Origin of the sequence: Sphingomonas xinjiangensis (assembly GCF_014199255.1) — a bacterium.
In the GTDB taxonomy this organism is placed as follows: Bacteria; Pseudomonadota; Alphaproteobacteria; order Sphingomonadales; family Sphingomonadaceae; genus Sphingomonas; species Sphingomonas xinjiangensis.
Genome location: NZ_JACIJF010000005.1, coordinates 204,902 through 227,933, shown reverse-complemented (window position 1 = coordinate 227,933; position 23,032 = coordinate 204,902). Strand labels below are relative to the sequence as shown.

At 63.7% G+C, this 23,032-nt stretch carries 17 protein-coding genes; 10 read left to right on the top strand and 7 right to left on the bottom strand.

Annotated features, from left to right (window positions below):
• The first annotated feature begins 17 nt into the window (after nt 1–17).
• Nucleotides 18–182, top strand: coding sequence for a YnbE family lipoprotein (locus FHT02_RS11100; RefSeq protein WP_184087541.1), 165 nt, complete (start codon nt 18–20; stop codon nt 180–182).
• Nucleotides 182–550, top strand: a complete 369-nt coding sequence (locus FHT02_RS11095; RefSeq protein ID WP_184087481.1) for a YdbL family probable chaperone protein — start codon at nt 182–184, stop codon at nt 548–550. Before FHT02_RS11100 ends, FHT02_RS11095 begins: the two co-directional genes overlap by 1 nt.
• Before the next feature lie 202 nt (nt 551–752).
• Here FHT02_RS11095 and FHT02_RS11090 read toward each other — a convergent pair whose 3' ends face one another.
• Nucleotides 753–1,853: an MFS transporter gene (locus tag FHT02_RS11090; RefSeq protein ID WP_221239435.1), complete on the bottom strand. Its 1,101-nt coding sequence runs from the start codon at nt 1,851–1,853 to the stop codon at nt 753–755.
• Between the two features lie 515 nt (nt 1,854–2,368).
• Between FHT02_RS11090 and FHT02_RS11085 the strand changes: the two genes are divergently transcribed.
• The 7 genes from FHT02_RS11085 (at nt 2,369) to FHT02_RS11055 (ending at nt 13,381) form a co-directional block, all read left to right on the top strand.
• Nucleotides 2,369–5,431, top strand: coding sequence for a TonB-dependent receptor (locus FHT02_RS11085; protein ID WP_184087477.1), 3,063 nt, complete (start codon nt 2,369–2,371; stop codon nt 5,429–5,431).
• Between the two features lie 106 nt (nt 5,432–5,537).
• Nucleotides 5,538–7,094, top strand: a complete 1,557-nt coding sequence (locus tag FHT02_RS11080) for a tryptophan halogenase family protein (RefSeq protein WP_184087475.1) — start codon at nt 5,538–5,540, stop codon at nt 7,092–7,094.
• Nucleotide 7,095: 1 nt separating this feature from the next.
• The gene (locus FHT02_RS11075; RefSeq protein ID WP_184087473.1) at nt 7,096–7,812 is read left to right on the top strand and encodes a SapC family protein; all 717 of its coding nucleotides are present in this window, start codon (nt 7,096–7,098) and stop codon (nt 7,810–7,812) included.
• Nucleotides 7,805–8,836, top strand: coding sequence for a cupin-like domain-containing protein (locus tag FHT02_RS11070; protein ID WP_184087471.1), 1,032 nt, complete (start codon nt 7,805–7,807; stop codon nt 8,834–8,836). The genes FHT02_RS11075 and FHT02_RS11070 overlap by 8 nt, the downstream gene beginning before the upstream one ends.
• Nucleotides 8,833–10,332, top strand: a complete 1,500-nt coding sequence (locus FHT02_RS11065; RefSeq protein ID WP_184087469.1) for a tryptophan halogenase family protein — start codon at nt 8,833–8,835, stop codon at nt 10,330–10,332. The genes FHT02_RS11070 and FHT02_RS11065 overlap by 4 nt, the downstream gene beginning before the upstream one ends.
• A 16-nt stretch (nt 10,333–10,348) precedes the next feature.
• Nucleotides 10,349–11,473: a LacI family DNA-binding transcriptional regulator gene (locus FHT02_RS11060; RefSeq protein WP_184087467.1), complete on the top strand. Its 1,125-nt coding sequence runs from the start codon at nt 10,349–10,351 to the stop codon at nt 11,471–11,473.
• Nucleotides 11,474–12,031: 558 nt separating this feature from the next.
• Complete coding sequence (locus FHT02_RS11055; protein WP_246352337.1) at nt 12,032–13,381, top strand: MFS transporter; 1,350 nt, start codon at nt 12,032–12,034, stop codon at nt 13,379–13,381.
• On the opposite strand, the gene FHT02_RS21560 is transcribed toward FHT02_RS11055, so the two are convergent.
• The 4 genes from FHT02_RS21560 to FHT02_RS11045 are packed head-to-tail and all read right to left on the bottom strand — an operon-like array spanning nt 13,378 to nt 18,017.
• Nucleotides 13,378–14,367, bottom strand: coding sequence for a phospholipase C/P1 nuclease family protein (locus FHT02_RS21560; protein ID WP_246352336.1), 990 nt, complete (start codon nt 14,365–14,367; stop codon nt 13,378–13,380). The two genes, FHT02_RS11055 and FHT02_RS21560, sit on opposite strands and share 4 nt — an antisense overlap.
• Nucleotides 14,368–14,392: 25 nt before the next feature.
• Entirely contained in the window at nt 14,393–14,770 is a 378-nt protein-coding gene (locus FHT02_RS21555) for an ElyC/SanA/YdcF family protein (RefSeq protein ID WP_343056914.1), read from the bottom strand.
• The gene (locus tag FHT02_RS22050) at nt 14,767–15,528 is read right to left on the bottom strand and encodes a hypothetical protein (RefSeq protein WP_343056913.1); all 762 of its coding nucleotides are present in this window, start codon (nt 15,526–15,528) and stop codon (nt 14,767–14,769) included. Before FHT02_RS22050 ends, FHT02_RS21555 begins: the two co-directional genes overlap by 4 nt.
• Nucleotides 15,525–18,017 carry a TonB-dependent receptor gene (locus FHT02_RS11045; RefSeq protein WP_184087465.1) on the bottom strand — a complete coding sequence of 831 codons (2,493 nt, stop codon included), beginning with the start codon at nt 18,015–18,017 and terminating at the stop codon, nt 15,525–15,527. The genes FHT02_RS22050 and FHT02_RS11045 overlap by 4 nt, the downstream gene beginning before the upstream one ends.
• 135 nt (nt 18,018–18,152) lie before the next feature.
• Between FHT02_RS11045 and FHT02_RS11040 the strand changes: the two genes are divergently transcribed.
• Entirely contained in the window at nt 18,153–19,265 is a 1,113-nt protein-coding gene (locus FHT02_RS11040; RefSeq protein ID WP_184087463.1) for an ROK family transcriptional regulator, read from the top strand.
• 70 nt (nt 19,266–19,335) lie between these two features.
• On the opposite strand, the gene FHT02_RS11035 is transcribed toward FHT02_RS11040, so the two are convergent.
• Together FHT02_RS11035 and FHT02_RS11030 are read right to left on the bottom strand one after the other, a co-directional pair.
• Complete coding sequence (locus FHT02_RS11035; protein WP_184087461.1) at nt 19,336–20,424, bottom strand: glycoside hydrolase family 43 protein; 1,089 nt, start codon at nt 20,422–20,424, stop codon at nt 19,336–19,338.
• A 118-nt stretch (nt 20,425–20,542) separates the two neighbouring features.
• Nucleotides 20,543–22,945, bottom strand: a complete 2,403-nt coding sequence (locus FHT02_RS11030) for a glycoside hydrolase family 3 N-terminal domain-containing protein (protein ID WP_184087459.1) — start codon at nt 22,943–22,945, stop codon at nt 20,543–20,545.
• Between the last annotated feature and the right edge of the window lie 87 nt (nt 22,946–23,032).

Below are 23,032 nucleotides of genomic sequence, written 5' to 3'. Positions count from 1 at the left end.
CCCGCGTGGTGGCGTTGATGGCAGCATGTGGTGGTGTGTTCGCCACGAGTGGTTGCATCAACGTGTCTGCGCCGGACAAGCCGATAGTCATCAATTTGAACATCTCGATCACGCAGGAAGTGGTGTATCGCCTCGACAACAAGGCGAAGACGCTGATCCAGGAAAACCCAGGGATATTTTGATGCGCACTTTATTGTTTTCCGCCGCCGTCGCAGCAGCATTGATCCCGGCCTCGGCTTCCGCACAGCGAGATCCGGCCTATCAGGCGGCGCGCCAGCAGGGCCTGGTTGGCGAGCAGCCGGACGGGTATCTGGGCATCGTTGGCCCCGCCACGTCGGAGCTTCGCGCGCTGGTGAACAACATCAACATCCAGCGCAAGAAGCAGTATACCGATCAGGCGGCGTCGGGCTCTACCGTGGAGCAGATGGCATTCGTGACCGGGTGCAACCTGATCGCGCGGAGTGCTGCCGGGGAAAAGTACCGCGCGCCCGATGGGCGCTGGCTGACCCGCGGCAGCGATGCGCCGGTTCGGGATCCTCGTTGTCTCTGAACGGCGGTAATATTCGTCCAAGTCGCAGACGCCGAGGTGGAAGTTATCCTGTCCACCTTGGAGCGCGGGACTGCTACGCGAGGCGATGCTTCGATCTGCCGCCGCGCGGAGCGGCTATTGTTTGCTCCAGAACCTGCTTTTAACTCATGTGCCACGTTGCGCGATCCTCACAGCCGATGACTCTGCATTGCGACGTATCAAATCAGCGGCTGCAGGATTGGCTGCGCACGAAGATCATTAGCATTCCTCCGAGGAGTGCCAGCAGCGCGAGTGTCACCATCAACAGCGTGAAATTTTGAGGCGTTGCCAGCAACCAAGTCAGTGCCGGGCCCACTACTGCTGGCAGGGTGTTCGCTAAGTTGAGCAGGCCGAGGTCACGGCCACAACGCGCACGGTCGGGCAGCACTTGCATTGCGACCGCGGCATGAAGGTTCACGAAGACCTGCATGCCGATGACGTTGATGCCAAAGCCGATTGTTCCTATGAGTGGGTCGCTTGCGATTGCCATTACAAGCAGACCTGCCGTCATCAATATCGAGGCGCCAAGCAGGAAGGGCTTTCTTTGGCCGAGACGGTCGGAGAGGATACCAATCAACAGTGCGATTGGGAGTGAAGCGATATATGCGAGCGCTAGGGCCTGGCTGACTTGCGCCGCCAGCACAGCAGGCGTGATGTTAGGGGCGATACTTTCGAAATAATAAACGAGATACAGCGCCAATACATTGCCGGCGACCTGGACAAGCAGGCGTGCTGACCAGGTTATCATAAGATCATAGCGCGACACCTGCTCACTCGGAAGAGATGGAGTCTTGAGCTCGCGGAGCGGCGAGCGGATCAGCGCAAATGGTGTAAGGCAGGCGATCGCCACTGCCGCCACTACGCCTAAGCGTTCTGCCTCAGTGAGCGGGGTCGTAACGACGAGCGCGGCGAGCGCCGAGGCAGCCGGACTGGCCCAGGCCATGAGGCCTGCCATCAGGCCTTTTTGGGCGTCGGGTATTTCTTCGGCGAAGATCGCGAGGAGGGGGGCGAGGATCGCGTTCACTGCACATTGGAACAGCATGATCGCCACGATGAGATCGCCTGCCGAGCCAGCTTCGAGAATCAGCCCGTAAGCAAGCACGAGCCCCATGGCCCCCAGCAGCATCCAGCTGCGCCGGCCCCGGCGGCGTGCCACCGATCGGTCGCTCAGCCACCCGAAAACGATATTGGACAAGCTTGCCGCGATCGCCCCCCAGATCGCGGTAGCGGTGAGCACGCCGATCCGTTCCGCGCCTGCCATGGCAGCCACCTTGATGGGTAGCAACAGCGTCAGGAGGGGTAGATAGGCGATCGTGCCTCCTGCATATGCAAGTGCCGCGAATAGCAGCAGCGTAGTTGGCCGAGCCTTGAGGAGCGGAGAGGGTTGCATAGGCGACCAAACCCTTGCCCGCCCGCACCTTGCGGAGCAACGGCTGTCATCCACCTGCGCGATTGTCTCGGCTCAAAGCTTCACCGTTCTCGCGCGACGGCGGTGCTCCCATCGCGATATGCGGGCGCGACAAGCTGAAAGCTCAGACGAATCCGCAGGTTGTTGAGAGACGGCGCTGGGGAAATGCGGAGCCTGTTCCTTGCTGCTGAATGCCTTATCGGCAGTAGCCGGGCGGATGCCGCGGCGCGCGGCAGGCTTACCGATGTCACGCGAACTGAATGGGTCACCGTCAACGTTGACACGGAGCCTTGACAGCCTGCGACCATGGGAGGCATGTGAACGTTCTCAACGGCACGACTTTGTCTCAAAGACGATGTTCAAGATGCCGACAGATATAGGGGAGGAAGATCATGCGCCGCTCAAAGGCTCGCATCGTTTCACAGTTGTTCATCGGCGTCTCCACGCTCGCGGTTCTGGGAATGCCCGGTTTCGCCGCCGCGCAGGATGCTGCGTCGACCGTCGGCCAGCCCGGCCCGTCTGACATTCAGGATCAATCGGTGGCTGAAGAGCCGCAGGGTGACGACATCATTGTGACTGGCATCCGCGCTTCGTTGCGCGAAGCCGTCGACATCAAGCGTGAAGGTCAGGGCGTTGTGGACGCGATCTCCGCTGAAGATATCGGCAAGTTCCCCGACACCAACCTTGCTGAGTCGCTGCAGCGTATCAGCGGCGTCTCGATCGACCGGTCGAACGGCGAAGGTTCGACGGTGACCGTGCGCGGCTTCGGCCCGGAATATAATCTGGTTACTCTGAACGGCCGCCAGATGCCCACAGCGACGCTGGGTGACGGCGCCAGCGCGCCCGCCTCCCGGTCGTTTGACTTCGCCAATCTAGCTTCTGAAGGCATTGCCGCAGTCGAGGTCTACAAGACCGGTCGCGCCGCAATTCCGTCAGGGGGCATCGGCTCCTCGATCAATATCCGCACCCCGCGGCCGCTCGACAAGCCGGGCATGCGCGGCAGCATCGCGGCCAAGGCCGTCTATGATTCGTCCAGGAACCAAGGCGATCCGATCACGCCGGAAGTGTCGGGCATCTTTTCGTCGACCTTTGCCGACGATCGCTTCGGCATCCTGCTCTCGGGCTCGTATCAGAAGCGCGAGGCGAGCGTGAACTCGGCCAGTGTTGGCTTTCGCGACGGCTTCCTGGGTGATCCTGCGGCCAACGCGGCTGCCAACAATACGTGGGGTGAGCTTTCCCCTGCAGGCACGAACGTCACGAACCGTCCCACCGGCAGCGACGTGTATGAAATTCCACAGAGCGCGGCATACGATCTCCTCGACATCAATCGTGAGCGCATCAACGGGCAGTTGGTCTTGCAGGCGCGGCCCAGCGACAATCTGACCGCAACGGTGGACTTCACCTATTCGCGCAACAAGGTGGAAGTGCGTGACAGCAGCGTCGGCATCTGGTTCAACTTCGGCGACACTTCGAGCGCGTGGACCGATGGACCAAATGCCGGGCCGACCTTCTTCTCCGAAAACTTTACGCCTGGGGCGCTGATCAATCCCACCACGTCGACGGGCAAGGACCTGTCGTACAGTGGCGCGCTTTCGGCCAATCAGACCGAGAACAAGTCGCTGGGTGGCAATCTGACCTGGGAGGCGCCGGGGGGCGTGACGGTCTCGCTCGACGCACATCATTCCACGGCCGAGTCCAAGCCGACCAACAAATACGGGTCGAGCACTTCCATCGGTACCGCCATATTCGGCGTCGCCAGCCAGTCGATCAATTTCGAGAACGACCTGCCGGTCCTGTCCTACACCATGTCGCCGGGCATCGATCCGCTGAACGCGGGACTGATTACGCCGACCGGCAACTCGTTTCGCAACGCTTACTTCAAAGACGAGATCAACCAGGTCCAACTCAAGGGACACTACGACCATGAGGGCGACTTCCTGGACAGCATCGATGCGGGCTTCTCCTTCGTGGAGAACAAGGTCCGTTCGGCCTACGGCTTCATCCAAAACGAAACCTGGAGTGGCGTAGGGCCGGCATCTTCGGTTCCAGACGATCTGTTCGAGCTCGTCTCCATCCCCGACAAGTTCAAGGGTGTGCAGGGGAGCGGGACTGCGGGGATGATCCCGTCGTTCTACACCTTCGATTTCGAACGCATGGCCGACCTGCTGGAAAGCCAATACCAGGTTTGCAGCAACCCCGGCGCAGGCGAGGCCGCGCCTGGCACCTGCCTGGCGTCCTACACCACCGATCGCCGGCTCACCGAGAAGACGATCTCGCCCTACATCCAGTTCAACACCAAGTTCGAACTGGCGGGCCGGCGCGCGCACCTGATCGCAGGCGTGCGATACGATCAGACGGTGATCGACTCCACTGCTTTGGTGCCGATCCCGACAGGCACGCGCTGGACCGGCGCAAACGAGTTCGCCATCAACTTTGCAGGCGCGGACTTCACCCGCTTCAAGGGAAGCTACCAGAACTGGCTCCCTGCAATCGACTTCGACATCGAAGCGATCGACGATGTGAAACTACGCGCATCGTACAGCCACACCATCACGCGTGCTGATTATGGCAGTTTGCAGGGCGGACGTTCGATCGATACCAACCCCCGCATCGGTGGCGGCACGGGCAGTCAAGGCAATCCAGGCCTGATCCCGTACAAGTCCAAGAACATCGATTTCTCGGCGGAGTGGTATTACGGACGCGAGAGCTACATCTCGGTCGGCTATTTCAACAAGGACGTGTCGAACTTCATCGGCAATACGCTGATCAACACGCCTGCATTCGACCTGCGCAACCCGGGTGCGGGTCCGCGCTACCAGGCGGCGGTGGCGGCGCTGGGCACCACAGACGGGGTGCGCGTTCGGGATTACATCCTGCGCAACTTCCCTGCGTCCTCGCTGGTGACCGGCACGAGCGCCGATGGGCTTCTGACTGGAGATATCTTCGGTCTGCCCGAGGATCCGCTATACAATTTCCAGATCACCCAGCCGTTCAACAGCGATCAGAGCGCCAACATCCATGGCTGGGAATTCGCGGTGCAGCACCAGCTCTGGAACACTGGTTTCGGTACCATCCTGAACTATACGATCGTTCGCGGTGACGCGACGTACGACAATAGGGAAAGCCCCTATGTCGGGCAGTTCGCGCTGACCGGTCTCAGCGACAGCGCCAACGCGGTGCTGTATTACGACAAGAACGGGTTGCAGGCGCGCGTTGCGTATAATTGGCGCGACGGCTTCTACGCCGGCGGTTCGTTCGATCCCACCTATGTCGAGGCCTATGGCCAGTTCGACGCGAGCGCGAGCTACGAATTCGTGCACGGCCTGACGGCATTCGTGGAAGCGATCAACCTGACCGGGGAGAGCCGGCGCGGGCATCGCCGCTCGGAGAATTTCGTTACTTTTTCCCAGCCCGGCTATGCGCGCTACTCGGGCGGCGTGCGGTTCACCTTCTGAATCGCGCACCTCTCAGGTGAAGCATAAAGCGGGAGAGGCCACCTTCGCATGAGGGTGGCTTTTTCCGCTGCCACGAGGCAATCTTCGTGCATTGGCGGGATCGGGAATGGACGGGCTAGTCTCCAGGGTTGTCGTGATCGGCGGGGGCACGGCCGGCTGGCTTGCGGCATCGCTGATCGCAGCACGGGCTGACCCGGCCGCCGCGGTTCCCCTGATCGTCACGCTGGTCGAATCGCCCGATATCCCCGCGATCGGCGTAGGCGAGGGGACGTGGCCGACAATGCGGGCCACGCTGCAATCCATCGGCGTGAGCGAAGCCGAATTCCTGTTGGCGTGCGACGCGTCGTTCAAGCAGGGTTCGCGCTTCGACGGGTGGCGCACCGGTGCTGCCGGCGATTCCTATCTGCACCCCTTCACCCCGCCGCCGTCCGTACCTGCGCTCGACTTGGTGCGCGGCTGGCAGGCCCAGGGTCGTAACTTGAACTTCGCTTCGGCGGTGAGCGCGCAGGCGCGGGTCTGCGGGCTGGCCCTTGCTCCCCGGCAACGCGCCATGCCCGATTATGCCGGGGCGCTGAACTACGCCTATCACCTAGACGCTGCGAAGTTCGCAGCGTTCCTTTCAGGGCATGCGACGGGCAAATTGGGTGTGCGGCACATTCGCGACCATGTGGTCGCGGTGGATCGGGCAGAGGGTGGCGACATCCTTGCGGTGCGGACCGCGGCGTCTGGCCCTGTCGCAGGCGACCTCTTCATCGATTGCACCGGGCATGCTGCGCTGCTGGTCGGCGATGCGCTGGGCGTGCCCTTTATCGACCGGAGCGACGTGCTGTTCAATGATCGCGCGCTCGCGGCACAGTTGCCGGTTGCCCCCCACAGTCCCGTCGCGGCGCAGACCAACGCTACAGCGCATGCGGCGGGGTGGATTTGGGACATCGGCTTGCCGACGCGGCGCGGAATCGGCTGCGTATATTCGTCGCGGCACCTTACCGACGACGCCGCTGCCGCGACGCTGACCGGCTACCTCAAAGACACGCAGCTTGCAGGTGCCGGCGATTTGCCGTTCCGTCGGCTTACGTTCCGTTCCGGGCACCGCGAACGCTTCTGGGAGCGGAACTGCGTGGCGGTGGGGCTTTCGGCAGGCTTTTTGGAACCGCTGGAAGCGTCGGCGATCGTACTGGTGGAGCTCTCCGTGGGCGCGCTGCTCGATGGCTTTCCGCGCACGCGGGCCGCAATGGACCTGCATGCTGCTCGGTTCAACACGCTGTTCCGCTATCGCTGGGACCGTATCGTCGAGTTCCTCAAGCTGCATTACGTGTTGAGCCAACGCGACGAACCATATTGGCGCGACCATCGCGACGCCGGCACCGTGCCGACGCGCCTTTGTGAGCTGTTGCGGATATGGCGCGACCAGCCGCCCTCGCGAACCGACCTTCTGCAGGCTGATGAGATATTCCCGGCGGCAAGCTATCAATATGTGCTCTACGGGATGGGCTTTGCCACGCCGGCACAAGGACCGCTTCGGGTCGAAGCGCCCGATGCCGACGCGGCGCTCCGCGCCGTAGAACAGCGCGGCCGGACGTTAGCGGCAAGCCTTCCATCCAACCGCACCTATCTCGACGCGCTCAGGGCCGCTTCGCCCGCACTCAGGGAACAGATCAGCTGACATGGCCAATCACACGCTTCTGACCATCGAAGATCACCGCGACCTGCGCGTCCATACCCAGCGAGGAGCCGCCTTTGGCGACGATGTGATGAGCTGCATCACCGTGCCCGACGAGTTCCGCCGGGTGCAGAACCTGTACCCCATTTTGTTCCAGCGCGGCCGTGAGCGTGACGGCTTCAACGCAGTCGCGCTGTTCGGGTTCGAAGAAGGGGAGAACCTGTTCCTGGACGGCGGGCGATGGGATGCAGCATATCGGCCGCTCGCAATGGAAATCCAGCCCTTCCTGATTGGTGGGGCGGCAAGCGGATCCGACGCCAAGCAGGTGCATGTCGATTTGGACAGCCCCCGTATCGCGGCGGGCGAAGGCGTTCGGGTGTTCGACGAGTTCGGTCGTCCCACGCCGTATCTGGACGCAGTGGCAGAGCAACTCGGGAGCCTGGACATTGGCTATCAGCGCGCCGCAGACTTCTTTGCTGCGCTCGACCGGTTTGACTTGTTCGAGCCGCTGACGCTTGAGGTCACACTGGAAGACGGGTCTACCAACAGGCTGGTCGGCTTCCATGTTGTGGATGAGGAAAAGGTTCGTGCGCTCGACTCCACGGCGCTCGGTGAACTGCACCAGGCCGGGCACCTCATGCCCATGTTCATGGCGATCGCCTCGCTTGCCAATCTGGGCGCCCTGATCGAGCGCAGGAACCGGCGGCTGCGCCATGGCTGAGGCCGATCCGCACCATTTGGCCGCTGCTGCCCCTCTTCGCGAGATTGTTGTTGCCGGGAGCGAGGCGCTCAATGCGGCGTTATGGGGTGCCACCGAGCCCTTTGTGGTTCGCGGACTTGTGGCGGACTGGCCCTTGGTCGAGGCTGGGCGGCAGTCCGGGAAGGCTGCGCGCGATTACCTGCTGCGGTTCCGGCGCGATGTTCCCTTCGCCGTATCGGTCGGCGAACCGAGGGGTGACGGGCGGCTGTTCTACGATCAGACGATGCGCATGAACTTCCGCATGGCCCACGCCAAGCTGGAAGACGTGTTTGCTCGAATCGATGCGGAGGCGGGCAACCCTGAGGCGGCGCCGCTCTACCTCGCTTCCATCGACATCCATCAGTTCTTTGCGGGACTGCATGAAGCCAATCAGGTCGATCTTGGCGACCATAGCGTGCTTGCGAGCATCTGGATGGGGACGCGGACGCGCATCGCGGCCCACAATGATTTCCCGCAGAACCTGGCCTGTGTCGCGGCGGGGCGCCGACGCTTCACGCTGTTTCCGCCCGAACAGTTCTGCAACCTCTATTTGGGGCCGATCGACAACACACCGGCCGGCCGCGCCATCTCAATGGTCGACTTCCACAACCCCGACCTCGATCGGCATCCGCGTTTCGCCGAAGCGATGGGTCATGCACTGGTCGCTGAACTGGCGCCGGGGGACGCGATCTACATCCCGCCGATGTGGTGGCACCATGTCGAGGGGCTCGAGCCGTTCAACGTGCTGGTCAATTATTGGTGGCGCGAAACGCCGCGCTGGATGGGGCAGCCTCAGGAGGCGCTGAATCATGCCATCATGACCATCCGCGATCTGCCGCAGCATGAGAAACAGCACTGGCGCGAGGTTTTCGATTATTACGTGTTCAACAATGGCGATCAGACCGTCGGTCATATTCCGGAGGAAGGACGCAGCGTGCTCGCACCCCTAACGCCCGAGAGCGCAGGGCGCATCCGCGCGTTTCTGCTGCGGCAGCTCAGCCGATGAACGCACAAGGCGTGCGCCGAGTCGTGGTCGCCGGCGGCGGCACCGCCGGGTGGATGGCAGCCGCGGCGATTGCGCGGACTATGGGCCGCGCGGTCGAACTGACCCTGGTCGAGTCCGAAGCGATCGGCACGATTGGTGTGGGCGAATCCACCATTCCGCCCTTGGTGACCTTCAACCGTTTGATGGGCATCAACGAAGCCGAGTTCATGCGGGCCACCCAGGCGACGTTCAAGCTCGGGATCCTGTTCGACGGGTGGAAGGATGGCAGTGACCAGTATTTTCACAGCTTCGGCAACACCGGCAAGGATCATTGGGCGGCGGGGTTTCAGCATTTCTGGCTGCGTGGCCGTGAACTTGGACACGTTGCGCCCTATGACGAATATTGCTTGGAGCTAACTGCCGCACTGCAGAACAAATTCGCGCATCTACCCGACGACCGGATGAACTATGCGTATCAGCTCGACTCAGGGCTATACGCCAAGTTCCTGCGCAATCTGGCGGAAGGCGACGGCGCTCGCCGCATCGAAGGCAAGATCGCGCAAGTCGAACTGCACCCGGAGCGCGGTGATGTCGCCGCGCTGCGCCTAGATTCGGGCGAACGGGTCGAAGGCGATCTCTTCCTCGACTGCACCGGTTTTCGCGCGCTGCTGATCGAAGGAGCGCTTCATGCCGGCCATGACGATTGGACGCACTACCTTCCCTGCGATGCGGCGATTGCCATCCAGACGGAAAGCGTTCGACCTGCGGCTCCCTATACGCGCGCCATGACTCATGATGCCGGCTGGCAGTGGCGCATTCCCCTGCAAAGCCGGGTGGGCAACGGCATCGTGTATTGCAGCCGCTATCTCGACAAGGATGACGCGCTCGAACGGCTGCTCGGCAACATCGAAGGCAAGACGATCGTGGAGCCCAACTTCCTGCGTTTCGGCGCGGGCGCACGGCGGCGGCAATGGCACCGCAACGTGGTGGCCATCGGCCTGTCCGGCGGCTTCATGGAGCCGCTGGAATCGACCAGCATCCATCTGATCCAACGCGCGATCCTGCGCCTGTTGCGGATGATGCCGCTACGCGAGATCAGCGCGCGCGACATCGAGGAGTTCAACGATCAGCAGATGCAGGAAATGCTGCAGATCCGCGATTTCCTGATCCTGCACTATAAAGTGACGCAGCAGCGCGACAGCGCGTTTTGGCGTTATGTCTCGGATATGCCAGTGCCTGACACGCTTTCGCAAAAGATCGAGCTGTTCCGAGAGACGGGCCGCGTGTTCCGCAAGAATGACGAGCTATTCGCCGAAAATAGTTGGGTGCAGGTGATGATGGGGCAGGGGATCATGCCACGCGCCCGTCACCCCATCGCGGAAAAGCTGCGCGACGAGGAACTGGATACGCTTCTTGCGACGCTCCGCGAGAATGTCGCGCGCACGGTGTCGCAACTCCCCGACCACGCCACCTATGTCGCGCGCTATTGCGACGGCACCGGCGCGCGGGCGGCGTGATTAGAGGAAAGGCGCGATGGCGCGGCACCGTCAGGCGGTAACGATCAAGCACGTCGCGGCGGATGCGGGCGTGTCGCTTCAGACCGTCAGCCGCGTGATCAACAAGGAACCTAATGTTCGCGCCGAGATGGTCGACCGGGTTCAGGCGTCGATCGATCGGCTGGGCTATGTACCTTCGATCGCGGCGCAGCGGATGAGCGGATCGCGCTCTTATCTGATCCTGGCGTTGAACGATCGCGAGCGCACCATCGCCGACTGGCGTGCGCGCCAGGGCACCGACTGGGTGGACCAGATGCTGCTCGGCAGCATGCTCGCCTGCGCGCCGCACGGGTACCGCGTGATCGTCGAGCTGGTCGACACGCACAGCGATCATATCGAGCGTGAATTACTCGCTGCCATCGCAGCGCTGCGTCCGGATGGTGTTATCCTCACGCCGCCGCACTCTCAGAATCCTCTAATCACCGGCTTGCTGGCTCAACAGGGCATAAGCTTCGTTCGGATCGGATCGCTTGCTGAGGGACCCGGCTTTGCCTTGACGATGGGCGACCACGATGCGGCGCAATTGGCGACCGAGCATTTGATTGAGCTTGGTCATCGCCAGATCGCACTGATCGCGGGTTCGCCTGAGTATGAATTGAGCTCATGGCGGATCGCTGGCTGGCGTGCCGCGATGGCGCAGGCTCAATTCAGTTGCGAGCAGATGCTGGCGCACGGCGACTTCAGCTACGGCTCTGGCCTGAGCGCTGCCCGCCAGCTCCTGGCGGGCCCACAACCACCCACAGCCATCATCGCCAGCAACGATCAGATGGCGATGGCAACACTCTTTGTCGCACGCGAGATGGGGCTGAGCGTTCCCGACGATCTCTCTGTCATCAGCTTTGACGACACGCCGATCGTGCGCTTCAACCATCCGCCGCTCACTGCCATAGTCCAACCTATCGCGGAGGTAAGCGCGCGCGCCGCGGAACTGATCATAGCCGAGCGGGGAGGAAAGGATGTAGGCGACAGCCCTGCAATTCCCGCCAAGATAGCGATCCGAATGTCGACCACAGTTCCGAGAAACCCGACCCGCGTTGACTGTACCTCCCCTGCAAGACGCGGCTCGACCATTAGCAGCGATCATGGGTCGCAACGGTATTGATGTGTAACGATCCGCCGCTTTCCTTGGAAGGAACTTCGGAACCGAAGGCCGCGCTCGTCACTGGCTTATCGCTGCCCCAATAGACTTGGCCGCGATAGTTGATGCCGCCGCCGATCGTCAGTCCTTCGAACACGCTTGGCAACTCGTAAGTCGTGACGATCTTGAGCAGCCGGCGCAGCTGGTCGCCTGCGGCGCGAGGCCGCAGAGGACGTTGCTGTCATCGGCTATACGTCGGAAGAGGATGGGCTGCTTGGCGCGTACAATCGCGAACAACGGCTGTTGCCGCGACGACAGGCAGGCAGTGACTTCGCTGCCGCTCGAGAGAAGAGCCAAGCCGCACGGTGCTAAGGTGTCGCGGTTCGGCTCGGCTTGGAAGCCGCCGCCATCAGTCAGCTAGGCGGCTTCGATCCTTTGCTCCGGCGCAGCATGGCGCGCGCTTCCGACCGGGCGGCTTGCGTAGCATCATTGCAATGTTGTCCCGGTAGCCGCGCAAGTTCCTCCGGCTGACAGCGCATGATGGTAACGCACGCAATCGCGACTTCCCGATACCTTCGACGCATGTCCTTCAAGGTGGCCGGCGTATTTGCGCATGCTGCGTCCGAGGCGCGGCTGTTCGCTTATGCGTGCGGCAATTTCGGCAAGGGACTGGCGTTCGCCGGGGCCGATCTGACGATGTTGTTCCTGCTGACCGATCTGCTGGGCCTTAGCGCGGCGGCGGCGGGTACGCTGATGCTGGTGGCGGTTGCCGGAGATTTAGCCTTCGACCTGCTCGCCGCGAAGCTGGTCCTCCGCCTGCGCCGCTTCGGGCGCGACTACCGCTGGGTCGTGGTGGTCGGCGCCGTGCCGTGCGGCACCGCCTTTGCCGCGCTCTATGCACTGCCGGTTTGGGGCGTGACGCACTGGGCGATATTGGCGGGTGCGCTGCTGGCATTCCGCGGCGCCTATGCGGTGATCGACGTCCCGCACAACGCGCTGATGGCTCAACTTACCAGCGATAGCCGCGCGCGGGGACGTGTTTCGGGATATCGGTTGCTGTTCAGTACCGCCGCGTCGCTTGCGGTCGCCGCAGTTCTGACGCCGCTGGTGCAGCGGGCAGGCCACGAGAATGCGTTCGACACCTTGGCGCTGATCGGCACGATCGCCGGCGCACTGTTCATCGTCACGATGATCCTCAGTTCTGTGATCGGACGGAGCTCCGCACCCGCTGCTTTGGCAGCGAGCCGGGACGGGATAGACATTCCGTTACGCGACCCGCTGGTGATCGGCATGCTGCTGATCGCGCTGATCACGGGCTTGGCGATGCCCACCTTCGGACGGATGCTGCTTTACCTGTCCACTTATCTGCTGGATCGCCCTGATCTGGCCCGCACCATGCTGCTCGCAATGACGGCGGGGCAGTTTGCCGGGGTGCTTGCCTGGACCGCGCTGACCGGCCGCTTCGACAAGAGCCCGCTGCTCGCCGCGGGGCATGGAGTAAGTGGGGTGGGGCTAGTGCTGTTCGGGATTTGCCTGGGGCGGCCCGACGTGCTGCCTATATGTGCGGCGTTGATCGGCTTCGGCTTTGCCAGCGTGTTCATGCTGCCTTGGGGGCTACTTGCCGACAGCGTTGATTTCATCGCCCTGCGGCACAAGCGGCGTATGGAGACAGGGCTGTTCGCAGGCTATCTGGTCGCGGTGAAGGCGAGCGGCGCGGCGGGCAGCGTGCTGATCGGCTGGTCGCTGGGCTGGCTTGGCTATGTGCCGGCCCAGGTGCAGGCGGAGCCGGTCCGGCTGGGCATGGCGGCAATGGGCTTGGGCGTTCCGCTAGCCGGCTGCATCGGCGCGATGCTGGTGCTGCGCCGCTTCGATATCGGGCATCGCCGCCATGCACGTGCGGTCGCCGCACTCGGGCGCCGCGGAACGCTTTAGCCGGGCGCGGAGCCGGTCTCCGGATTGAAGCGCGGATTGGAAAAGTCGAGCGGACCGGGCGCGACCCGGGCTGACGGCACTGCACTTTCCGCCCATGCTCGGCACAGCATGTCGCGCAGCATCGCCGCACCCGCAGCGGTCTGCGTATAGATGAGTTCGCGGACATCCTTGTCGCCGAAGTCGGCGAAACGGGCACGCTTTTCGAGCTTGTACACCGTTTCCATCTTGTCGCCGGCGCTATCGAGGAAGGCGAGCACTGCGTCGAACATGTCACCGCTGCGACGGGCGGGGGCGCCGATCCGCGGGGCGAGGTCATCCGCGGTCAGGCCTATGCCATCTACAAATGCGCTTTCGAACCGGCCATGGATCGAACGATCGGTGGTGTAGCCGTTCGGGTTGGCGCCGCGCCAACCATCGCTGTTGACTGAATCGTGCAGGGGCTGGGCGCCGTCGCCAATATAATGACCCAGCCGGATCGCCTGGAACGCGCAATGCTGTTCGGGGACCGACGCGTCGGCGCCCTCGGACTGGGCGCGGCGGATCTGGCGCATGCACACGATCAGCCGCTGATAGGCTTCCATCGCCGCATAGGGCAGCGTGCCGGTCCAGCGAACATTGGTGCGTGCCGCAGTGGCGGGGTCGCGCACCTTGATCTTCTCATGCTGCTTGAACAGCGCCAGCACGAATTCGTAGCGTGATCGCGGGATCGGCTTGAGGAAGGTGAACTGTTCGCGGAACCAGCCATGGTTCGGGTCTTCCTCGATCTTCGAGAAGTTCTCAGCGTCGCCGCGCCAACTGTCGGGAAGCGATGCTGAGGTGGCGATGTAATCGGCATAACGTCGCAGAAACACGGGTCCGTCATCCGGGATTGCGCGAATGGCGGCGCGGTCGATCACCGCGTGCGCGGTGCCGCCCCAGGCAAGCGCAAAGGCAGGCGCGAGAGGAAGAGACAGTGCGGCGATCGTCGCAAGCAGGAAAGAGCGCATTGGAAGCTCCGTCAGGTTGAGCGGGTCAGGGGTCGAGGGGATCGCGCGGGTCGATCCACTCGGACTCAGGCGAGGGGCGAAACTCCAGCTCGGTCGGCGACATTCGCCGGCCGACGTGCCCGGGCTGATATCCCAGCTCCGCCATGTTGCGCGCGGCGAATTGGGGGCTTGCGAGGTTGGCGCTCTGCCCGGGATTGCAGACGATCAGCGCGTCTCGGCCAAGCGGCGCGCCCATCGTCATCAGCAGCCGCGTGGCGTTGCGCAGGTTGGTGGTGGTGTGCCGCGCATAGGGTTCGATCACGATCGCTGCGGCGGGCACCTTGTAGCGATCGATCAGCGCGGCGCGCATCTCGTCGGCTTCCACGAAGCCTGTGGCGCGGGGATGGGCGCGGCCGCCGGTCACGATGATGAACGCCGCGTCGCCGCGTCGCCGCGCTCCGCCGCGAGCCGCAGATGATATTTGCCGAATGGACTGAGCGGCATGTCGGGCACTTCTGGGCCGACGCCGGTGACGATCAGCGCGGTATAGCGGTACCGTTTCCAGTCGATGCTGCGGGCCCGCTGCATCGCGGGCGCGTTGAGGCCCTCGCCCAGCGGCTCGAAGCCGATCGCGTCGGTACGGTCGTTGGTGTCGAGTAGAGCCAGTGCGAATTCGGCACTGGGATCGAACGCGGCAAGCGAGCCCTCGCGCGGCGCGTCCGCAAGCCAGAGGGCGGCTTGAAGCCTAGCGCGGGTTTCCTGTGGATCGAGCGTGCCGGCGCCGTCGATCTCCGGGTAGTTCGGCGACTGACCCAGCGCATAGGTGCGCAGGATCACGTTGATCCCGCCGATCTCCCGCGCCGCCTGGGCGGCAGCGCCGTTGCCCGTGACCGCTGCGGAAAGCGTCGCTGCGTCGCTCTTGGTCCACACCATCGCCTGCGCGATGCAGGACAGGTCGTCGCCGCAGGCCGCGCGGGCGGATCGCCGTGCCTGAAGGATCGCGGCGATCTCGGGCCGCGCGCGGACGGGGCCAAGCTTGTCGGGACTGTCCGCAAGCGCGGTCAGCAGCGGGAACAGCCGGCGCGCGAGCAATTCCATTTTCACGTCGCGTACCGCCCCGGCCGAAGCCGGGGCAGCCGCGAGGACAAGCGCCGCGGCGGCGACGATCGGCGCGATTCTCACCAGGAGGTGCCGACCACGAGGCGGAAGTTGCGGCCGAAGATCGGACGGCCGTAGATCGCTTCCGCGCTGCCCTGTCCGCTCAGCGAATCCGTGCGGGTGTTGCCCTCGGTCAGGCCGTGCGCGTTGAACAGATTGTCGCCGACGAGCTGGAGCTGCCAGCCGCCGCGGCGCAGCGTCACGCCCGCGCCGACGGTGCCGTACGCGGGCAGTGCTGTGTTGTTGTACAGATCGACATAGCGCTTCCCCATATAGGTGTAGCGGCCGTAGACGGAGACGTCGGTACCGGCCGTGGTGAAGTCGAAGCTGGGACGGATGTTGCCATAGACCTTGGGCTGGCGGACAATCTGATTGCCTTCGGCCTGCTCCGGGTCGGCGCCGGTCGAGCTCTGGAAGTTCTTGTACTTGGGGTCGCTGATCGTCAGTGCGCCGTTCAGCGTAAACCAGGGCGACACGCGCCATGCGCCGTCGAACTCGATGCCCTTGACCTGTGCCTCGCCGATGAAAGGCACGTTGACGTCGTTGCGCCCGGTGTTCGGATCATAGGCCAGGAACGACGCATTGAGCGGATCGAAGTTGGTGTAGAAGCCGGTCACGTAGAGGTAGGAGCGGCCAGCGGCGAGCTTCAGACCAACCTCGTACTGATCGGCCACGGTGGTGATGATCGTGGGGTTGATGCTCATCACGGTCTGGACGTTCGGTGGCGTTTCGAGGTGCGAGGCGCGGCCATAGATGCCGATATGATTGTTGAAGTCGTAGTTCGCGCCAACGGTCCAGTTGGTGACATTGGGGGAGAGGCCGGCATTGACGACGGCGCCGGTGAAGGCGCGGGTGGTGTCGTCTGCCAGCGTGGTAACGTCGCCCAGGTTCGCCTGGCTGGTGAGCGCGGCCCAGCCCTCATAGTCATAGCGCTCGTGGCGGATGCCGGCGTCGATCCGCAGCCCCGGCACGATCTCCCAAGTGTCGTTGGCGTAGATCGCGATCATCTTGGCGTCGGAATCGCCCTTGCTGAGGGTCGCTGCGTAGTTGAGCACGCCATTGTCCGTCACGCGGCCGAGCACCGCGCCAGCTGCGGAATAGGCAACCAAGTCGAGGGTGCGAGGCTTGCTGGCGACCTCGATGAGGTAGTTCTGATAGGTGGTGGTGCTGTTCTCACCATAAAGGCTGGCGTAGAGGCCCAGCTTGAGGTCGTGGCTGCCGATCCCGGTGTCGAAGCGCTTGGCAACCGACAGGTTCGCCTGTGCCGAATAGAAGTTCGAGTGAATGTCGCGATACTGGCCCTGCATCACCAGGCCCGAGGCCGCATTTGGATCATATGCAGTTGTAGTACCGGCAAGCACGTAGCCGAAGCGCGAGACCGCGCCGAATGCCGAGGTCGCACGCGCCAGATAGCCATTGGCGAAGCTGGCGCCGTCTGCGGGATTGGTGGTCGAATAGAATGCAGAGAAATCGAGCTTGCCCTGCGTGTATCCGGCCTTGGCAGAGACCAGCCAGCCGCCATGATCGGCGTCATATTGGATGCCGATGTTGCCCATTTGCATGTGGCGTCCGTCGGACAGGTCGCTGGTGCGGTTCTGGATCACGCCCGCGCCATCACGGTACCTCAGGTCGACGTTCCGCAGGGCAGGCGAGTTCATCGTGCCGTTGAAATAGTCGATATAAGGATCGAGCGAGACGCCGGGGTTGCGCGGATCGGCGGTCGGGATCGGCAAGTAGAAGACATTGTGATCGTTGACGTAGTTGACGTTCAGTTTGATCGACCCGTTGTCCAGATCGTGCTTGATGTTGGCACGGAGCTGGCCGCCCTTGTCATTGGGGAAGCCGTTGTCGCGATAGCCGTCGTGATAGCGCAGAAAGCCGCCGATCGCGTAATAGGTGTTGCCGCCAAGCGGGCCCGACTGCACGGCGTCGAGGCGATATAGCCCGGTGTCGCCAAGCGTCACCTGCGCGCGGCCTCGCGGCGTATCGCCGCCGGTTACCGTGATGGCGTTGACGATCGCGCCCGAATAGCTGGCATAAACCGGGGCAGGGCCGCCGCGCACGACTTCCACGCGCTCGGTCATCAGATCCTGCTTGAGGATCGCGTCGCCGCGAAAGAACACGCCATCGTTCTCGTGGAACAGTGGCAGGCCGTCCTGCTGAAAGCTTACAAAGCCCCCATCGTTCGGCAAGCCGCGAATGCGGTAGATGTTCTGCACTTCGCCGCCGGTGATCTCGGTTTGGAAGCCGGGCAGCTGGCCGATCAGGTCGGCGAAATTCACCGGAGCGATCTTCTCGATATCCTCCTGCGAGATCGTGTTGATCGCGTAGGATGCGTCGAACCGGCGCTGGGCGCGTGTGGAACCGGTGATGATGACATCGTCGGCCTCGCCATCGGCGGGATCGCCCGCTGCAGTGGTTTCAGGGCCTGCGGTTTGCGCATGTGCAGGTGCCATGGCGCAGACGGTGAGCGCGAGCAGCGCGGTGCCGGTGGCGAGTACAGTCTTGAGCATGAAGCCCCCCCAAAGTTCAAATCGCGGCGCCGTCGAAGCGGCGGCGGGGACCCGTTGGCGGCGCAATGTGACACTCTTAATTATTCTTCAAATAATAAATAGAAAACGCATCATGCCACGCTAAACACCGTGCACATGCACGTTCCCGCATTCGGCAATGATCAAAGGCGGCTGATACGCGAGCTGCGCCGCGCGGGGCCGCTGCCGCGTTCGGCCCTGTCAGCGCGGTTGGGGTTGAGCCCGACTGCGCTCACCAAGCTTTCGCGCGAGCTTGCGGCTTGGGGGGTGATCGAGGAAGTCGCGGAGACGCTGGAGCAGCGCCGCGGGCGTCCGGCGGTGCCGCTGCGGCTCGCCGCCGGCGGCGGCTATGCCGTTGGCGCGACCGCGCACAAGGGCATGCTCGACATCGCATTGGTCGACTATGCGGGTGCGACCGTGGCGACGCATCACGAGCAGAGCGGGCCGCTCAACCCGCGCGACTTCGCCCGCCGCGTGCGGATGCGTACGCACGAACTGGTCGATCGACACGGCCTATTGGGCCGCCGCATGCTGGGCATCGGCGTGGCGGTGCCCGGGCCTCCGCTTTCGCTGGAGGGCGACCGCTGGAGTGTGGTCGACGACATGCCAGAGTGGCGCGGAGCCGATCTGCGTGAGATATTGCATGCCGAGCTTGGCTGGCCGCTCTGGATCGAGAATGACGCGAACACAGCCACCATCGCCGAGTTCTACCTGGGCGGGTTGCTTCGCGAAGCTTCGACGGCGGTCGTCCTGCTGTTCGGCTATGGCATCGGCGCGGGGGTGATCGTCGACGGGCGTCTGGTACGCGGGCAGTTCGGCGCGGCCGGAGAGATCGGCTGCCTGTTCCCCGGCGACCGGCCGCGTCCAAGCCCGCTAGACTTGCTTTCCTGCCTGCGCGCGTCGGGATGCGAGATCTCATCGGTGGCTGACATCGACCCCACCGCGGAACAGCAGGCGGCAGTGATCGCGAACTGGATGGACCGGGCCGCGCAGCAGCTCGAGGTCGTGTGCAACACCGCTTTGGCCTGGCTCGATCCAGGCGCTATCGTGCTTGCCGGGCCGCTGCCCGGTGCCATTTTGCGGGGAATCGCCGAGCGACTGCGCGGCGCCGACCTCGCCACCACGGTCCACGACCGCAAGCCGCCAATCCGCGTCTCCCACCTGCACGGCTCGCCGATCACGCTGGGGGCGGCGTTCCTGCCGATCCATGTCTCTTCGGCGGAACGCTGACGGGCTGAATGAATCCAGCGCGACGGCGAGCGATAGCAAGCCAGGCATCTTCGAAGCCGCCGTAACCTCATCAGCGGACGAACGGGTCGATCATCTGGATCGTGCCGTCGGCATTGAAGGTCAGCGGTGTGACCTTGACGTTGCGCAGGTAGTTTTTACCCGAGCGCTGGGTGTCGTGGTAGAACAAATACCATTTGCCACCGACCTGCGTGACCGAATGATGCGTGGTCCAGCCCTGCACCGGTTTCATGAAATGGCCGCGGAAGGTGAAGGGGCCATAGGGCGTGGTGCCGGTGGCATAGGCCAGCATGTGCGTGTCGCCGGTCGAATAAGTGAAGTAATAGGTGTCGCCGCGCTTGAAGGTCCAGCTGCCTTCGAAAAAGCGTCGGGCATGGTCACCGCCAAGGATCGGCTTGCCGGCTTGATCCAGAATCTGGACGTCGCGCGGCGTTTCGGCGAACTGCTTCATGCTGCCGTCCAGGCGGGCGATCTTGGCTGACAGTGCCGGTTTGTCATCCTGCTTCAGGTCGGTGTCGCCGCCATTCGGATCATAGCTGCCGTTCGCCCAACGCTGCAGCTGTCCGCCCCAGATGCCGCCGAAATACATGTAGCTTTGGCCGTCGCTGTCGGTGAACACTTGGGGGTCCATCGAGAAGCTGCCACGGATCGCTTCGGGCTCGGCCTTGAAGGGGCCGGTCGGCGACTTGGAAGTCGCCACGCCGATGCGGAACACGCCCTGCGGATCGCGCGCGGGAAAATAGAGATAGTAGGTGCCGTTCTTGTACGCGGCATCTGGCGCCCACATCTGCTTGGAGGCCCAGGGTACGTCCTTCACGTCCAGCGCGACGGGATGCACCGTCACTTTGCCGCCGATGCGGTCCATCGACAACACCCGGTAGTCACGCATCGCATATTGGGTGCCCAGATCATCATCGGGCACGCCGGACTCGATATCATGGCTGGGATAGATGTAGATGCGGCCATTGAAGACGTGCGCCGACGGGTCGGCAGTGAAAATCTCGCTGGTAAGCGGTTGCGACAGATAGCGTGCGTTGGCGGGGGGCGTCGGATCGCCGTCCTGACGGGCGGTCTGAGCGAGCAGGGCGGATCCGCTGGCAAGCGAAAAGCCCAGCGCCACGGCGAGTTTGAGGCGGTGCATGACTGTCTTCCTTCTCCTGGTTCGCGGACGTCTTCGTGCCTCCTGCGAACATGTTCGGTAGCGCTACCATATGCAGCGGCCGCGCTACCGGCAAGCGGCGCGGCTGGGTGATCAAGGTTCAGGCGATCTCGATGGCAACCGATTCCAGATCGGCCGAGTTCGGGCCCGCCATGATTATGAACCTGCCGGGCTCGACCACTTCCTCAAGCTGTCGATTCCATAGCGAGAAAGCACGCTTGTCGAGCGTCATCTTCACGGTGCGGCTCTCGCCTGGGGCGAGCGTGACACGCTGGAACTCGACGAGCTTCTTCACCGGCTGAGTGACGCTGGCGATTTCGTCATGAAGATACAGCTGGACCACTTCGTCGCCGGCGCGCTGGCCGGTGTTGCGGACGGTCACCGTCACGTCCACCGATCCTTCGCGTCCAATGCGAGGCTGCGACAGCACCGGCGCGCTCATCTCGAAGCGGGTGTAGCTCAGGCCATGGCCGAAGGGGAACAACGGACTGGTGGTGTCGAACAGATAGCCTCGCCCGACGCTCGGCTTCGCGTCATAATAGAGCGGTAACTGACCCACATTGCGGGCGACGGTCACCGGCAGCTTCGCGCCCGGATTCACATCACCCCACAGCGCGTCCGCCATGGCGGTGCCGCCTTCCTGGCCCGGGTACCAGCAGCCAAGCACGGCGTTGGCCTTGGCGACCACATTGGGCCAGCTGGGCGGGCGTCCGTTGATCGCGCATACCACAATCGGCTTACCCAAGGCATGAAGCGCATCGAACAGGGCATTCTGCTCTCCGATCAGGTCCAGGCTGGTGCGGTCGCCCAGATGGTTTCTGGCAAAGCCCTCTCGGCTGGTCTGTTCGGTATCTCCGATCGCCAGGATCACGATGTCGGCGTTGCGCGCGACCTCCACCGCCTGCGCCATCAGGCGACGGTTCTCGGCCGGATCGGCGAGTTCGACCAGATCGGCGGACCGGTCTTCGGACCGAGTGATGAACACGCCCTGTGCGTGCAAGACCTCGGCGCGCCCGCCCAGCTTGGCGCGCACCCCGTCCAGCAGCGACACCGCGACCTTGGGCTGACCCGAATAGCCGCCGAGCCGCGCCACCGCCGCGTTGGGGCCGATCACCGCCACCCGCTTGTGCGCACCGGGCGCCAAGGGGAGGGTGCCGTCGTTGGTGAGCAGGCACAGGGAGCGGTGCGCGGCCTTGAGCGCCAGCGCGCGCGCTTCGGCATTGCCGGTCAGGCGAGCCGCCACCCGGGCATCGGCATAGGGGTTCTCGAACAGTCCGGCGCGGAACTTGAGCGCCAGCATGCGCCCGCACGCGGCGTCCACCGCCGCCTGCGCAACGCGCCCGTCGCGCACCTGCGCCACCAGCGTGCGAAAGGCGGTGCCATCGGGCAGTTCGCTATCGACCCCGGCCGCTAGCGCGGCACGTGCGCTTTCTTCCTTGTCGGCGGTGACATGGTGGATGGTGCCGAGCTCTTCCACTGCGCCGTAATCGCTGACGATCGCGCCCTTGAAGCCCCATTCACCGCGCAGCACGTCTGTCAGCAGCCACTTGTTGCCGTGACTGGGGATGCCGTCCAGTTCGTTGTACGACGGCATCACTGCGGCGATGCCGGTGCGTTCGACCACGGCGCGGAATGGAGGGAAGAAATGCTCGCGCAACTCGCGCTCGGCGATGGGAGCGGGACCAATATTGTTGCCCGCTTGCGGCTGACCATGCCCGGTCATGTGTTTCAGCGTCGCGAAAACCTTGCCGGGCGCCAGCGTGCCGCCATCCCCCTGAAGCCCCCGCACCGCCGCCACGCCCATTTCGCCGCAGACATAGGGGTCTTCACCGAAGGTTTCCTCGATGCGGCCCCAGCGGGGATCGCGGGCAATGTCGACCACCGGGGATAACGCCAGATGGCTACCATGCGCGCGCACCTCGCGCCCGATCACCGCCTGCACATCGTGCATCAGTTCCCGGTCGAAGCTGCCGGCCATGCCGATCGCCTGGGGGAACATGGTCGCGTCGGGTGCCATATAGCCGTGGAGCGATTCTTCGTGAAAGATCACGGGAATGCCAAGCCGCGTCTCCTGCGTCGCCCAGCGCTGCACGGCATTCACGAACGCGATCGTCGAAGCGCCGCCGCGCCAGCGTGCGCCGGTTCCGCCCGCTACCGCCGCGATTTGCGGTCCGCCGCGTCGGTCGGACGGGCGCGTGACCTGTCCGAAGCCGTGCGGGTAATTGGTGCTCGCCTTTGCCGCATCGAAATCGAGCCCGCCGGAGACCATGATCTCCGACTTGGTGCCCCAGAGTGAAATGATCTGACCAACCTTCTCCTCCAGCGTCATCCGCCCAAGAAGATCGCGTACGCGCAAGTCGACCGGCGCGCGCGAGTCCTTGTAGACCGGGCCGACAGCGGCCAGTGCGGTGCCGGGGTTCAGCGCCAGAACCGAGGCGGAGCCTAACCAGCCCAGCAGCCCACGGCGGCTGGAACGCAGCCCGATGATGTCGCGCGAACCCATTGCTATCCTCTCCTTGGCCGCTCCCGGCCGAACGGCGGCTTGAGCCGCCTTGTCATTGATAACGCTACCATGATAGCCATGCCGCAA